At 42.7% G+C, this 14,750-nt stretch carries 14 protein-coding genes; 3 read left to right on the forward strand and 11 right to left on the reverse strand.

The features are described from left to right. Window position 1: 1 nt before the first annotated feature. From ACO06Y_RS08545 to surE, 4 genes are all read right to left on the reverse strand, one after another. The gene (locus tag ACO06Y_RS08545) at window positions 2-550 is read right to left on the reverse strand and encodes a C40 family peptidase (protein ID WP_422083423.1); all 549 of its coding nucleotides are present in this window, start codon (window positions 548-550) and stop codon (window positions 2-4) included. Window positions 551-640: 90 nt separating this feature from the next. Continuing rightward, window positions 641-1,759 carry a lipid-A-disaccharide synthase gene (gene lpxB / locus ACO06Y_RS08550; protein ID WP_422083424.1) on the reverse strand — a complete coding sequence of 373 codons (1,119 nt, stop codon included), beginning with the start codon at window positions 1,757-1,759 and terminating at the stop codon, window positions 641-643. Between the two features lie 101 nt (window positions 1,760-1,860). Beyond that, window positions 1,861-2,145, reverse strand: coding sequence for a hypothetical protein (locus ACO06Y_RS08555; protein WP_422083425.1), 285 nt, complete (start codon window positions 2,143-2,145; stop codon window positions 1,861-1,863). Between the two features lie 62 nt (window positions 2,146-2,207). Then, a complete protein-coding gene (surE, locus tag ACO06Y_RS08560) occupies window positions 2,208-2,981 on the reverse strand; it encodes a 5'/3'-nucleotidase SurE (protein WP_422083426.1) in 774 nt (257 codons plus the stop codon). A 197-nt stretch (window positions 2,982-3,178) separates the two neighbouring features. Here surE and ACO06Y_RS08565 point away from each other — a divergent pair, with 197 nt between their 5' ends. Both ACO06Y_RS08565 and ACO06Y_RS08570 read left to right on the forward strand, forming a co-directional pair. After that, window positions 3,179-5,371 carry a carboxy terminal-processing peptidase gene (locus tag ACO06Y_RS08565; RefSeq protein WP_422083427.1) on the forward strand — a complete coding sequence of 731 codons (2,193 nt, stop codon included), beginning with the start codon at window positions 3,179-3,181 and terminating at the stop codon, window positions 5,369-5,371. Window positions 5,372-5,558: 187 nt separating this feature from the next. Next, window positions 5,559-7,025, forward strand: a complete 1,467-nt coding sequence (locus ACO06Y_RS08570) for an SLC13 family permease (RefSeq protein WP_422083428.1) — start codon at window positions 5,559-5,561, stop codon at window positions 7,023-7,025. Between the two features lie 29 nt (window positions 7,026-7,054). On the opposite strand, the gene msrA is transcribed toward ACO06Y_RS08570, so the two are convergent. Further along, window positions 7,055-7,609, reverse strand: a complete 555-nt coding sequence (gene msrA / locus ACO06Y_RS08575; RefSeq protein ID WP_422083429.1) for a peptide-methionine (S)-S-oxide reductase MsrA — start codon at window positions 7,607-7,609, stop codon at window positions 7,055-7,057. A gap of 40 nt (window positions 7,610-7,649) precedes the next feature. Beyond that, entirely contained in the window at window positions 7,650-8,129 is a 480-nt protein-coding gene (gene msrB, locus ACO06Y_RS08580) for a peptide-methionine (R)-S-oxide reductase MsrB (protein WP_422083430.1), read from the reverse strand. A gap of 152 nt (window positions 8,130-8,281) precedes the next feature. Between msrB and ACO06Y_RS08585 the strand changes: the two genes are divergently transcribed. Then, complete coding sequence (locus tag ACO06Y_RS08585) at window positions 8,282-9,103, forward strand: DNA/RNA non-specific endonuclease (protein ID WP_422083431.1); 822 nt, start codon at window positions 8,282-8,284, stop codon at window positions 9,101-9,103. A gap of 6 nt (window positions 9,104-9,109) precedes the next feature. On the opposite strand, the gene rodA is transcribed toward ACO06Y_RS08585, so the two are convergent. The 5 genes from rodA to ACO06Y_RS08610 all read right to left on the reverse strand — a co-directional run bounded on the left by rodA (window position 9,110) and on the right by ACO06Y_RS08610 (window position 14,687). Further along, entirely contained in the window at window positions 9,110-10,393 is a 1,284-nt protein-coding gene (gene rodA / locus ACO06Y_RS08590) for a rod shape-determining protein RodA (RefSeq protein ID WP_422083432.1), read from the reverse strand. Continuing rightward, entirely contained in the window at window positions 10,383-12,251 is a 1,869-nt protein-coding gene (gene mrdA, locus ACO06Y_RS08595) for a penicillin-binding protein 2 (RefSeq protein WP_422083433.1), read from the reverse strand. Before mrdA ends, rodA begins: the two co-directional genes overlap by 11 nt. Further along, the gene (locus tag ACO06Y_RS08600) at window positions 12,248-12,757 is read right to left on the reverse strand and encodes a rod shape-determining protein MreD (protein ID WP_422083434.1); all 510 of its coding nucleotides are present in this window, start codon (window positions 12,755-12,757) and stop codon (window positions 12,248-12,250) included. Before ACO06Y_RS08600 ends, mrdA begins: the two co-directional genes overlap by 4 nt. Further along, window positions 12,747-13,568: a rod shape-determining protein MreC gene (mreC, locus tag ACO06Y_RS08605; RefSeq protein WP_422083435.1), complete on the reverse strand. Its 822-nt coding sequence runs from the start codon at window positions 13,566-13,568 to the stop codon at window positions 12,747-12,749. The genes ACO06Y_RS08600 and mreC overlap by 11 nt, the downstream gene beginning before the upstream one ends. 90 nt (window positions 13,569-13,658) lie before the next feature. Next, the gene (locus ACO06Y_RS08610) at window positions 13,659-14,687 is read right to left on the reverse strand and encodes a rod shape-determining protein (RefSeq protein WP_120710592.1); all 1,029 of its coding nucleotides are present in this window, start codon (window positions 14,685-14,687) and stop codon (window positions 13,659-13,661) included. Between the last annotated feature and the right edge of the window lie 63 nt (window positions 14,688-14,750).

A 14,750-nucleotide genomic window follows, 5' to 3' on the forward strand; every position in this document is an offset into this window, starting at 1 on the left:
CTTACAAAATGCGGGTAGCCTTTATAAAGGCATAGTTCCAATAGCCCTCCCTCAAGGAAGAAACGATAACCCCACGGGAAGTGGAAGCATGTATAAATTTAATGTCATCCCCCTCTACCGCGACGACCAATCCTACATGATTTATGCGTTTCCCGCGGCGCAAGGTTCTAAAGAAGAGCAGATCACCTTTGGTCACATGCTCTATTCGTATCCGTTTGCCCTCTTCGGCCATATGGTAGGAAGTTCTGGGCAATTTGATGTCGTGTTCGCCAAAGGCTACGTAAAGCAGTCCGGAACAGTCCATGCCTTTTCGTGTGGTACCCCCAAACTTATAACGTACCCCGGAAAAGGTCAAGGCTGTATTGATAATCTCATCCGCTTTGGATAAAACCGGTCTTTCCATGTTTTCCTCGATACTTTCTTCCGGAACGACGGGATCTTTGGAGGCCTCAACGGTAACCTTTGGAGTCTTGGCATAGGTGGTTTTTTTCTTGACCACGCCACAACTGGTAACAAGAATTAGGAAGAAAATGAAAAAAAAGCTACGCATATACCAAGAAATTACCCTCTTGATAGCCATTGTAGAGGGAACTTGGAAATCAAAATTAAAGAAATATTTTAAAAGGGACGATTTTAGTCGCTAACTTCCTAGTTCACGTAGAATCAATTCTGCGGTTTTTTCACTGGCCCCTTTGCCCCCCAATTTCTTTTCGAGCTCAAAATAGGTCTCAAATTGTGCTGTCCTAAAGGGACCTTCCAGAATCTTGGATAGTTCCGATTTTAGGTTTTTGGTATTCAGTTCGTTTTGGATCAACTCCTTTACCACTTCCTTGCCCATGATGAGATTTACCAATGAAATGTAGTCCAATGTAATGATCCGTTTGGCAATCTGATACGAAAACCAGTTGGCTCGGTAACAAACCACTTGCGGAATCTTAAAAAGTGCAGTCTCCAAAGTGGCCGTACCACTGGTAACCAGAGCGGCATAGGAATGGCTCAACAGGTCATACGTTTTATTGGATACAAAGCCTACATTGGGATTGTTCAGAAAGGGTAGGTAAAAATTACGATCTAGACTTGGTGCCCCGGCAATGACAAATTCGTAATCCGGAAATGAAGGTATAACGGAGAGCATCAAGGTAAGCATTTTTTGAACCTCCTGCTTTCGACTTCCGGGCAGTAGGGCGATAATCGGTTTTTCGGCATCCAGATGATTCTGTTCCCTAAACTCTTCTTCCCCCATTTTGGGCCTGGTAGTTATGGCATCGATTAAAGGGTGACCTACAAAATGGACCGGATATCCATGTTTTTTTTCATAGAATTCCTTTTCAAAGGGAAGGATTACATACATGGTATCAATATCCCGCTTAATGTCCCTTATCCTACCCTCACGGGAAGCCCATATCTGGGGGGAGATGTAGTATGCAGTCTTGAAGCTATTTAATTTGGCCCATTTGGCGATGCGAAGGTTAAAGCCGGAAAAATCAATAAAAATAACGACATCGGGCGCAAACCGTTGAATGTCCTCTTTACAGAATTTGATATTCTTTGCAATGGTACCGAGGTTCTTTACTACTTCCAAAAAGCCCATAAAAGCCATTTCTTTGTAATGTTTGGCCAAATTACCCCCAGCCTTTTGCATTAAATCACCGCCCCAACACCTAATTTCGGCACCGTTATCCTTGTTTTTTAAGGCTTTAATAAGATTGGAACCGTGTAAATCCCCTGACGCTTCACCAGCTATAATGTAGTACTTCATACTTCGTAAAGATCAAAATTCAAGCTCCAAACGCCAAAAATATAAGATGATAAGTTCATGGGGGAATAATCGTAAATCGTAACTCCAAAACTGGAGATATATCAAAAAATCTTGTAATACAAGATAATCAGGGCGGTCAAAATCGTGGCGATCAGCACTCCTTTGGCACGCTGATCCCTTCGGATTTTTAAAAAGCCAAAAAATGCGATTAGATTCAAAATAGCCCCTAAAGCCAATAAGCTACCTACATGGCCCTGTTCCGCCGCTGCGTTGAGAGTATCCATTATACCCAAATCGGAGAATAACAGGATATATAAAAGTGTGCCCAGGGTATTGGCGATAATGCCCACCGCAAAGCCTATTAAAAGTTCTTTTTTAACATTCATATTTAAATATCAGGTTCATTTTTATCGGTCGTCCCAAGTGGTTTTTCCCTGTTTATCAAAAATTATAAATCCCAAGCATTCAATTGTTGAATGGCATGGTAAGCCGTAAGGTCAAACTGTGTGGGTACCATGGAAATATAACCTTGGCTTAGAGCCCATTCATCGGTATCCTCGCCATGGTCCAAGAGCTCAAATTCTCCTGTTAGCCAATAATAATCCTTGCCCATCGGATTTGTACGTTTATCAAATTTCTCCTTCCAGTTGGCCCGTGCCTGTCTGCATACCTTTATCCCATTTATACCCTTATCTTCCGTTTTGGGAATATTGACATTGAGTACAACCCCTTTGGGAATACCGTTTTCCAGGGATTCTTGGACAATTTTTTGAACATAGGGGCCACAAGGTTCAAAATCGGCCTCCCAGGAATAATCACATAAGGAAAACCCAATGGCAGGCACACCTTCGATACCCGCCTCTATGGCAGCACTCATTGTACCGGAATATATGACATTAATGGACGAGTTGGAGCCGTGGTTTATGCCACTGACACAGATATCGGGCTTGCGCTCCAAAAGCTCTTGTAGCCCTAGTTTCACACAGTCGGCGGGGGTTCCGCTACAACTGTATTCCTCGGTTTTCCTATTTTTCGAATCGATTTGCACCTTTTGGGAATACAGTGTATTGTCCAAGGTAATGGCATGCCCCATTCCAGATTGGGGACTGTCCGGAGCTACTACGACAACATCGCCCAATTCCTCCATATATTGTACCAATGCCCTCAATCCCGGGGCGGTTATGCCATCATCATTGGTGACCAATATTAAAGGTTTTGCCATAGAATATACTTTATGCCGTAAAAATACGTTTAAAAAAAAGATATGTCCCAAATGTCCATTAACAAAAAATTAATGCCTTCGGATTACCTACTGGCATGGTTTTTTCAGTATCTTAGGGGATTGGAGATATATATGTACGTACGGCCTTGTTCAATGGATTTTATCGTTGGATAGTCGTCCTAAAATATAAAACTAGTATGAAAAAGAATTTTATCTATGCCCTGTCACTTACACTTGTTGCCGTAGCATCCTGTAGTTTTACCAACAAGTCTTTTGAAAATGACGACAAGGATAAGTTGTTATTAGATCTTATTACTTACGTTTTGGAAAAAGGGCATTATGAACCCAAGGATATAGATGATGACTTTTCGGTAAGTGTTTTTGAGGATTTCATTGACATCATAGACCCGACAAAGCGTTACTTTTTGGAGGATGATATCCTGGAATTCGAACAATATAAGTTTCAGATCGACGATCAAATCAAAAATACCGATATCAGTTTTTTCAACTTGGTATATGACCGATTGATGAAGCGTATGGAGGATGCCAAGGAACTGTACAAGGAAGTATTGGCGGAGCCTTTCGATTATAACAAGAAAGAGACCATAAACATCAATTACGAAGAAGTATCATTTGCTTCTTCCAAAGCGGAGCTAAAGGAGCGTTGGAGAAAGCAATTGAAATATGCTACTTTAGGCACCTATGATGCCAAGTTGGACATCAACGCCAGCATGAAGAGCGGGGGAGCATCAGGAGGTGACATCGCTATGGTCGACACAAAACTTCCCTTGAACAAAAATTATGAAGGTGCCTCAACGGATAGACCTTTGACAATTGTTGAGGTAGAGGTGGCCGCCAGGGAATCTACCCGAAAAACTTTGGATGAATTCTTCGATTTTGTAAATGACCTGGAACGCAAGGACTGGTTTGTACAGTACATCAATACCATTGTAGACGAATTTGATCCACATACCTACTACTTTGCCCCGGACGACAAGGATAAGTTTGATATGAGCATGTCCGGCAAGTTCGAGGGTATAGGGGCACGTCTCCAAAAAAAGCCCGAAGGGGCCAAAATTGTGGAGATTATCTCAGGTGGCCCTGTATGGCGAGACCAACGTCTGGATGTCGGTGATGAGATTATCAAAGTAGGCCAAAATGGGGAGGAACCCATAAATATTGTGGGGATGCGTTTGGACGATGCGATCAAATTGATCAAAGGGCCGCAAGGTACCGTCGTGGATCTTACCGTACGCAAGGTAGATGGCTCCCTTGAAGTGGTTTCCCTTACCCGGGACGTGGTGGAACTGGAAGAATCCTATGCCAAATCTGTCAATATTCTTAAAGATAATCAAAAGTTCGGACTTATTAACCTTCCAAAATTCTATGTGGATTTCAATGATTATAGTGAACGTAATGCTGCAAGCGACGTTGCCAAGGAAGTAGAGCGCCTTAAGGAAGAAGGCGTGGAAGGGTTGATATTGGACTTACGCGATAATGGAGGGGGATCCTTAAAAACTGTTGTGGAAATGGCCGGTCTGTTTATAAAGGATGGCCCAATTGTACAGGTACGATCTAGTGGAAAAGGAAAGGATGTATATGATGACAAGGATGAAAGGATCCAATGGGACGGACCATTGGTAATCTTGGTAAATGAACTTTCCGCTTCAGCTTCCGAGATTTTGGCGGCCGCGATGCAGGATTATAAAAGGGCCGTGGTCATCGGAAGCAAACAAACCTTTGGCAAGGGTACAGTTCAAAATGTTATTCCTTTGGACAATATTGTCCGTAGCAATGAGCATGGCGATTTGGGAGCCATAAAATTGACCACACAAAAATTCTATAGGATCAATGGAGGCTCTACGCAATTGGAAGGAGTGAAGAGCGATGTAGTGGTTCCGGACAAATATAGTTATATCGACCTAGGGGAAAGGGATCAATCCAATCCTTTAAAATGGGACAAAATATCCCCTGCGGATTATGAGATATGGGACGGTTATATAGATTATGAGCAAACCATAGCGAATAGTAACAAGCGAATGGCGGAAAATGCCCAAATTAAGATGATTGAGGAAAATGCCCAGTGGCTGAAGAAACAACAAGATGAAACGGTCGTTTCCTTAAAATACGATGTGTATAAGGAAGAAGAAGAAAAGGATAAGGAAAAAAGCGACTATTTCAAGACCATCTCGGATTATGACTCCCATCTCACCTTTGCCTCTTTGAAATATGAGAAGGAGCTCTTTACACAAGATTCCGTTTTGCGCGAAAAGAGAGATCGCTGGCATAAGAATTTGGCCAAGGACGTTTATGTGGAAGAGGCGGTAAATGTATTGCAAGATTTAAAGATCAATAATTTGAAACAGGGCAAGCTGGCCGTAAAGGATTAATTTATCCATACTTCGTTACACAATAAAAGGAGCCCCAACCGTTAGGTTGGGGCTTTGTTTTTGGGAACTATACTTCCGACTTACCTAATGTTAAAACTACTCAGGTCGTTTTTTGTTAAATAGTGTGATCCCATAAATAGCTTTATTCCCATAGCTACTTTATCTTTGTACACTTATATCACTTGTCATGGCGGACTCTAGAAGGGCATCGACACGCTTAATGCGGAAGATGCAGCGCAAAGTAGATAACCAGCAGCACATCATATCCTTTTTGTTATGCATTCTGGCGGCCCTGGGAGGCGTTTTTCTGCTTCGCGATGCTACCTTTACCCAACCCCAGTACTATGTATTGTTCCTTTTGTTTTTTTCGGTAGGTCTTTGGGTTACCGAGGCCATCCCACCCTTCGCCGTAGGCCTTTTTATTATAGGATTTTTAGTGTTTACCTTGGGAAATCCGGCTATAAATAGTCCGGATTCTCCCAACTTCATTGAATATGGACAGTTTATCAATACCTGGAGCGATAGTGTCATATGGCTTATCCTTGGTGGCTTCTTTTTAGCCTTGGCCATGGAAAAAACCGGATTGGACGTGGAGGTATTCAAACTTTCGGTCGTACGGTTTGGTAAAAGGCCCAAAAATGTTCTTTTAAGTATAATGCTGGCCACGGCCTTGGCTTCCATGGTCATGTCCAATACCGCTACTACGGCCATGATGATTGTTTCCATTTCCCCCTTATTGAATACCTTGGATACCAAGGAACCCTTTGTTAAAGCCCTCTTATTGGGAATACCGGCGGCCGCGGCAATAGGTGGAATGGGTACGGTAATCGGTTCTCCACCCAATGCCATCGCCGTGGATGCGATAAATACAATGAAAGGACTCCCCTTTAAGGTCGGTTTTTTGGAATGGATGTTGTTCGGTGTTCCGGTTTCGTTGTTGCTGGTATTTATAGTATGGTACATTTTGACCCATGTCTACAAATCCGGTTTAAAGGAATTGAATATGGATTTTCTAGAACCCAAGGAAAAACCGGATGCCGATGAGTTGATGCGGATAGAGGAACGCAAGTCTCAACGGCGTATTGTGCTTGGGGTAATGTTATTGACCATTTTTCTGTGGCTGACGGGGAACATCCATGGTATTTCCCCGGCCATGGTTTCCGGCTTGCCCATCTTGGTATTTACCATGTTGAGTATTACGACCGGGGATGATGTACGGACAATTCCTTGGGATACCCTAATGTTGGTGGCCGGAGGACTCTCTCTCGGCCTTTCCATTCAACAAACAGGCTTGGGAGAGTATTTTGTTGGGAAAATGGAAAATGTGGAATTGGGCTTTTGGATATTGGTACTCGTTTTTGCATTTATTACGGTACTGTTTTCCAATATCATGAGCAATACGGCCACGGCCACTATTCTGATTCCCATCGCCAGTATATGGTCGGTATCCAATCCCATGGTATTACCTCTGGTGATTGGTCTCAGTGCTTCCTGTGCCCTGTTTCTTCCTGTATCCACCCCGCCAAACGCCATTGCCTTTAGTACAGGGAAGCTGTCCCAAGCAGACTTTAGGCTTAATGGTTCAGTAGCCGGAATTTTGGGACCCTTGCTTATTATACTATGGGTCTACTGCTTGACTTGGTTCATGTCCTAACCAGAAAATCGATATCTTCCTTTGATGGACTACGATACGGAAACATCTTTTAATTTGTCCGCATGCATTTTTCGCAATTTTGCCAATTTAGGTGTAATCACGGCACTGCAATAGCCCTGGGATGAATTGTTGGCATAATAATCCTGATGATACTCCTCAGCCTCGTAAAAGATATCCAATGGACTGATTTCCGTAACAATAGGTTCGTCAAAATACGGAGCCACGTTCTCAATTACGGCTTCGGCGATTGCTTTTTGTTCCGCATTGTGGTAATAGATAACCGATCGGTATTGTGTGCCAATATCCGCCCCTTGACGATTTAAGGTTGTCGGATCATGGCTGGTCATAAAAATGGTAAGAATATCGGTATACGAAATCTGGTTCTTATCAAAATGGATTTGTACCACTTCGGCATGTCCGGTCTTTCCCGAGCATACCTCGCGATAGGTAGGCTTGCCCGGAGCATTACCACCGCTATATCCTGAGACCACTTTTTCCACACCTTTTATTTGCCGAAAAACGGCCTCTACACACCAAAAACAACCACCACCAACAGTGGCCAGCCCTAAATTCATAGTATTCATATTTTCAATTCAATTTTAATTTTATCAACTGCCAACTAATTTAATCCTCTATTTCTTCCATTTTCGAATCACTTTCCTGTTTCTGCAATTGCATAGATTCGGAATTGATACAATACCGCAATCCACTAGGTTCCGGTCCGTCCGGGAAAACATGCCCCAGATGGGCATCACAGGTATTGCACATCACCTCCATACGAATCATCCCAAAAGAGGAATCCTTTTCGTATTTAATGGTATTTTCCTTAATGGGCTGGGTAAAACTGGGCCAACCCGTACCGGAATCGAACTTTATGGTGGAGTCAAAAAGCGGCGTGCCACAGCAGATGCAGTTGTACTTCCCTGCTTCGTAAATACTGCACAGTGCTCCGGTATGTGGAGCTTCGGTTCCTTTTTTTCGGGTAATCCTAAATTGCTCCGGGCTTAGTAGTTCCCTCCATTCGGACTCGGTCTTTTCGACCCTTCGATCCGGTTTTGGGTTTCCTTTTGTACTAAAATGTATGATATCTTTCCAGCTCAGCATTTTTAGTTATCTATTTGAAAAATCTATTAAAAACTTCAATACAAGTTACACATAACCGACTGAAGAAATAAATTGTTTTAGTCGATTTTTTAAACGAATACTTACAGGTACGGGACTATTGGAAAGTAATGGGATTGCGTTAAATTTGGCGCATGTTTCAAGCAAATTCCAGAAGCAAGGATAGGATGATATACACCGTTCTTATCTTGATTTGTATCATTGGTTTTTGGGTCTTTGAGAATTTTTATATCCCGGACACCTATTCCACTAAGGAAGGCAAGGGACTTAAGACCCCAATTCCCAATATCTATCTTCCGAGCTCTACAACAGGTGTTCTTATAGATCACAATCACTTTACGTTGTCCTATAACGAACCTTTTGAACAGGCCGAATGGGTAGCCTATATCTTAAAAAGGGAACATCTTACCCAAGATGATCGAAAGCGACCCTATTTTATCGAGGATCCAAAAATAAGGACCAAATCCGCAGATTGGCGAAATTACAAAGGATCCGGTTATGATCGTGGCCATTTGTGTCCTGCCGGAGATCGTAGGTTTTCGGAGCAGGCATATAACGAGACCTTTTATACCAGTAATATTAGTCCACAGGATCGGGACTTTAATGCCGGTATATGGAACCGATTGGAAATACAGGTGCGCCAATGGTCAAAAAGATATGGAGCAGTATTTGTAGTGACCGGGGGCGTTCTTGAAGATGGACTTTTGGAAATAGGGGAGGAAGATGTTGATGTTCCTAAAGCGTATTACAAGATCGTTGCAAGGGGCGATGCTGAAAATTTAAAGGTAATAGCCTTTTTGATGCCCGCGAAGGAGACTAATGAGCCGCTTAAGAGATTTGTCGTTTCGGTCGATGAGATAGAGCAAAGGACGCGAATTGATTTTTTCGAGCAACTTGAAGCCAATAAGGAAATGACCTTGGAAAAAAAGATTGAAACAAAGGATTGGAAGTTTTAGACAAAGTCAAAATTCTTCTTTTAACCTATTGGTATCCAACTTTAAGAAGATGAACAGCAGGGCGGTGAAGAACAGGAGCCCGGAGCCTCCGTAGCTAAAGAAGGGTAGGGGGATCCCTATGGTAGGCAGTACCCCAATGACCATTCCCACATTAATGAAGTAATGGATCAAAAGGATGGAGATTACCCCGTAACCATACATACGGCTAAAATCGCTTTTCTGGCGTTCCGCTAAAAAAACCAATCGCAAAAACAATACGGTAAAAAGGATAACGACGGTTGTGGTTCCTACAAAACCCCATTCCTCACCGACCGTACTAAAGATATAATCCGTATGCTGTTCGGGGACAAAATCGCCCTTGGTACGCGTACCCTCCAAAAATCCCTTTCCGAAGAACCCTCCGGATTCGATAGCCTTTTCGGATTGATAGGAATTATAGCCAATAGTCTTCCGGATCTGTTCCAATTTATTTGGATCTTTTTCCAAACGAAGCCAAAGGCTAAACCTATCCCTATGGCGTTGTTCAAAAACGTTGTTGAAAACAAAATTTACGGAAAGCGAAAACAATAGGGCCGCTATGGCAATTGAAATAAGAGGTAAAATCGGGATTTTGGATCTCTTCTTTTTAAGTAAAAAGAAAAGCAATATCAGTAACACGGTAGCTATGCTGACCCAGACCGTTCCGAACATAAGGGTCGTTACAAAGACCAGCACTACCAAAAATCCTATACCTAAATAGTATAAGGGCAACCCTTCCCTAAAGATTACAAAGACCAGTGAAAAGAATACCAACGCACTTCCCGGATCAGGCTGTGGGATGATTAGAATTGCGGGTATAAGAATAATCAGAAAGGCATACAATTGATCCTTGCCCCTTTTAATATCGGTCTGTATATCACTTAGGTATTTGGCCAATGCCAATGCCGTGGCCACTTTGGCAAGTTCGGAAGGCTGTAGGTTAAAAAAACCGAGATCATACCAAGAAGTGGCTCCTGCAATAGTCTTTCCAAATATGAAAAGACCTAAAAGTAAGATCAGGGACGCTATATAGAAAACACTGGAGAAACGTTCATAAAAGCTAGTTTCCATGGCCAAAATAATCACTATGGAAACCAGACTTGCCCCTATAAAAAAAAGCTGTTTTCCATGTAGTGTGCCAAAATTGAAAATAGATAGCTCCACCTCCGTGAATGTGCTGGAATAAATGTTTACCCAACCTATGAGCACCAATGCGATGTAAATGAAAACAGTAAGCCAGTCGATTCGTTTTAGGACACTTCTACCAGACATACTCGTTTATCTTGAACTCCTCCCCGCTAAACGGTTTGGCATACTCATGCTCCAAGGTTTTTTCCAGCATTCTTTTTTCGAGATCCTTTCGTGTGATTTCCCTCTTCAAGTATTTTTCTATCATCAGGGAAGCAATGTGTCCTGCATAGCGCGAACCGTAATAGCCATTTTCAATGTAAACGGAAATAGCTATTTTGGGATTGTCTACTGGGGCAAAAGCCACAAAAACCGAATGATCGGTTAGTTGCGTCTTTACACTGTCTATGATGGTAAAGTTTTCCACGGTTCCAGTCTTGCCCGCAATTTCTATGTCCGGAATCTGTACCCAACGGGCCGTACCCTTTTTGTAAACATCGGCCATTCCTTGGATTATCGGTTCAAAATGTTTTCGATCAATGGTAGTGAGTTTGGGTTCCGTGTATTTGGGATTGCTAATGTCCTTGCCTTCAATTTTTTTGAGGACATGTGGGGTATAATAATGTCCCCTATTGGCTATGGCAGCGGTCATATTGGCTAATTGTATTGGGGTCACCACCACTTCTCCCTGACCTATGGAATTGGAGATAATGGTGGAGGAGGCCCATCGATTATCACCATACCACTTATCATAGAATTTCTTGCCTGGAATCCTTCCTGGACGACCTGTGGGAAGGTCGTAGCCCAAATATCCCCCCAATCCAAAACTTTTTATATGCTTTTCCCATACGTCCATACCTTCGTCCGTGGTATTGAAATTATCGTATATCCTTCGAAACGTACTGGCAAAATAGGCATTACAGGATTTGTAAATACCGCTGTTCATATTTCGGGTTCCACCCCCGCAATGGCAACCTCTTTTTCTACCCCCGACGAAAAAACCGCCATAGCAAGTAACCGTGGTGCTCGGGGAAACAACACCTTCTTGCAAGGCGACCAGGGCATTTAAAGTTTTAAATGGGGATCCAGGAGATTGCTCGGCCAGAATAGCTCTATTGAACAAGGGTTTCGGGATACTGTCGTTGGAAAGCTTGTTATAATTTTTTGAGCGCTCCCTGCCTACCAAAAGTGAAGGATTATAGGTAGGGCCTGAGATTAGGGAGAGAATCTCGCCTGAAGCGGGTTCAATGGCAACAACGCCACCTCTCTTACCATGCATCAAACGTTCCCCGTACTCTTGAAGCTCCTTATCCAGGGTTATGTGTATTTCCTTTCCTTGTTCCGGAAGTGTATCCAAAATACCGTCCTTGTAGGGGCCAATATCGCGGTTAAAGCGATCTTTTTGGATATACTGCACGCCCTTTCTTCCCCTAAGGATATCCTCATATTGCTTTTCCACCCCGGTACGCCCCGTAAGTTCTCCCTGTATATAGTAAGGGTTTGCCGCCAAATCCCTTTCGTTTACCTCACTAATATAGCCCAGGACACTGGCCGCACCAGGCGTGTCATAGTACCGTAAGGAACGTTTCTGTATATAAAACCCTTCATAACGACGCATTTTTTCCTGCAAGCGGGCATAGTCTTCCTTGGAAAGCTGGGGAACCAATACGGAAGGTAATCTTGGTGAGTAGATACGGGCCTTTCTCAATTCCTTCTTAAATTTCGCCTTGTCAATGCCCAAGAGATTACAGAATTCCAAGGTATCCAGGGGCTTTACCTCGCGTGGAATGACCATTACATCATATGCCGGATCATTACCGACCAACAGTTTGCCGTTTCGATCATAGATATAACCTCTTTCCGGATAATCATAGATTCGCTTAATGGCGGGATCTTCCAGTACCTGATCAGGAGAAAAACTGAATATCTGCAAATAAGAAAGTCTTCCAATAAAGGTTATTCCGATAATTACGATAATAGATGATAGCAGAATCTTTCTCATTCCTTCCTAACGCTAAAAAGTGAACTGAACAATAAACATAAAACCAAAGTAGACAACCCTATGGCGAGCACTTTTTTTAGAATCAACAGGATATTGGCCAAACTAAAGATTTCCAGTGCAAAGAAAACCATGTGGTGTACTATAATTAATAACGCCAAAAACGTTATTTGTTGTGCCTTGGTGGCATTTCCCAACCTAAAGCTCTGAAATTCATAATTGACCCCAAATACGAAGCGCATGATCGCAGGTCTTAGATAGGCAATGGTAACGGTTGAAGCTGCATGTATGGCCATAGTATCCGAAAAAAAATCGATACAAAATCCTAATAAAAAGCTAAGACCGATAAAGACCGCACGGTTTTCCTTTATTGGATACCAATACAAAAATAATATATAGACCATAGGGTTGATGAACCCAAAGAAATTAAGCCGGTTAAATACCAATACCTGTACTAAGACCAGTAACGTAAAACGTACTACGTTTATAAAATAGGAACTACTGATCATTTGTAACGGTATTGGATTCCAATTCCAGTATTTCGGGCCTATCGGTGTTATTTATGATATACACGTTTTTAATATTGGTCATATCATTGAACAAGGCAACATCTATATGGTAAAAACTGTTGGAAGTATCCAGATTAAATCTCTTTATGGTCCCTATGGGAATATTCTCCGGAAAAATACTGCTCATTGCCCCGGTTACGATGGTATCTCCTATGGTAAGGGGAACCAGCCGTGGGATGTCTACCAGTTGTACGGTACTATATTGTTTGGTATCCCAAACCAAAGAGCCAAAATGGTCCGTGTTCTTGATTTTGGCGTTGATGTTTGAATTCTCGTTTAAGATACTTTGGACCGTCGCGAACTTATTGGATACGTTTTCGACGATGCCTAAAATGCCCTTGGCTGTAATGACACCCATATCCGGTTGTACGCTGTCCTTTTTACCCCTATTTATGGTGATGTAGTTTCTTGGATCTGAATAGCTGTTTTTAATGACCTTTCCCGAGAAGATGGTATATCTAATATTTGCGGAATCCAGCTCTACCGGGATGTTTACTTTTTTATTGAATAACAGGTCGCGCAACATTTTGTTCTCTTGCACCAATCGTTTGTTTTCCTGGGTCAATCCAAAATAGGAGGAAATACCGTGCGAAGTCTCGTAGATATTTCCGGTTATCCAATTGGACGAATTAAAGAATCGGGACTGGTGATAGGTATGCGACTGTACCGTAAACGCCAATGAAACAATCAGTAATAGGAAATAGAGCAGAAAATTTTTATTTCGTACAATGAAGTTGATTATCTGCTGCATTCACTTGATAATTTTCTAAGATTCCAGAAAACAGTTTTAAAGGAAAATGGAAATGTCCAAAATACCAGGGAAGCCTTCTTATAGTTAGCTTTATTTGATTAGAATGCTTTTGTACCGTTCCAAGTTCTTTAATGCGATCCCAGTTCCCCGTACTACGGCCCTTAGGGGGTCTTCCGCGATATAGACCGGCAAATCCGTTTTCTGGGAAAGTCTTCTGTCCAGCCCACGTAACATGGATCCGCCACCGGCCAAATAAATGCCCGTGTTATAAATGTCTGCTGCCAGTTCAGGAGGAGTCTGGGATAGGGTCTCCATTACCGCATCCTCCACCCTCAGGATGGACTTGTCCAGTGCCTTGGCAATTTCACGATAGGAAATCTGAACCTGCTTGGGTTTTCCGGTCAACAAATCCCGGCCTTGTACCGATTTTTCGTCAGGAGGGGTCTGAAGATCCTCCGTAGCGGAACCGATCTCGATTTTAATATTTTCCGCCGTACTTTCACCCACGTATAAATTATGCTGGGTACGCATGTAATAAATGATATCGTTGGTGAAAACATCACCTGCAATTTTGACCGATTTATCACAAACAATTCCGCCAAGGGCGATTACGGCAATTTCGGTAGTTCCTCCCCCGATATCCACGATCATGTTCCCTTTGGGCTGCATAATGTCCAGACCGATACCTATGGCCGCTGCCATGGGTTCATGGATTAAATATACTTCCTTGCCGTTTACACGTTCGGCGGACTCCTTTACGGCCCGCATTTCTACCTCGGTAATACCGGATGGGATACAAATGACCATTCGCAAGGCAGGAGGGAACCATTTCTTTTTCAATGCCGGGATGTTCTTTATGAACATATTGATCATCTTTTCGGAAGCATCGAAGTCCGCTATAACCCCATCTTTTAAAGGCCGTATGGTCTTTATGTTCTCGTGGGTCTTGCCCTGCATCATATTGGCCTCTTTGCCTACAGCAATGATTTTCCCGGAAATACGATCTCTGGCAACGATAGAGGGACTGTCTACCACAACCTTGTCCGCATGGATAATGAGCGTATTCGCGGTACCCAGGTCTATGGCAATTTCCTCCGTCAAGAAATCAAAAAATCCCATATTTTTCTAGTTTGGTTACGTTACAAGTTTGGTTGGGGGAGCATTTCATCGACAAAAGTAACA

This window comes from Ulvibacterium sp. (assembly GCF_965228935.1).
Taxonomy (GTDB): Bacteria; Bacteroidota; Bacteroidia; order Flavobacteriales; family Flavobacteriaceae; genus Ulvibacterium.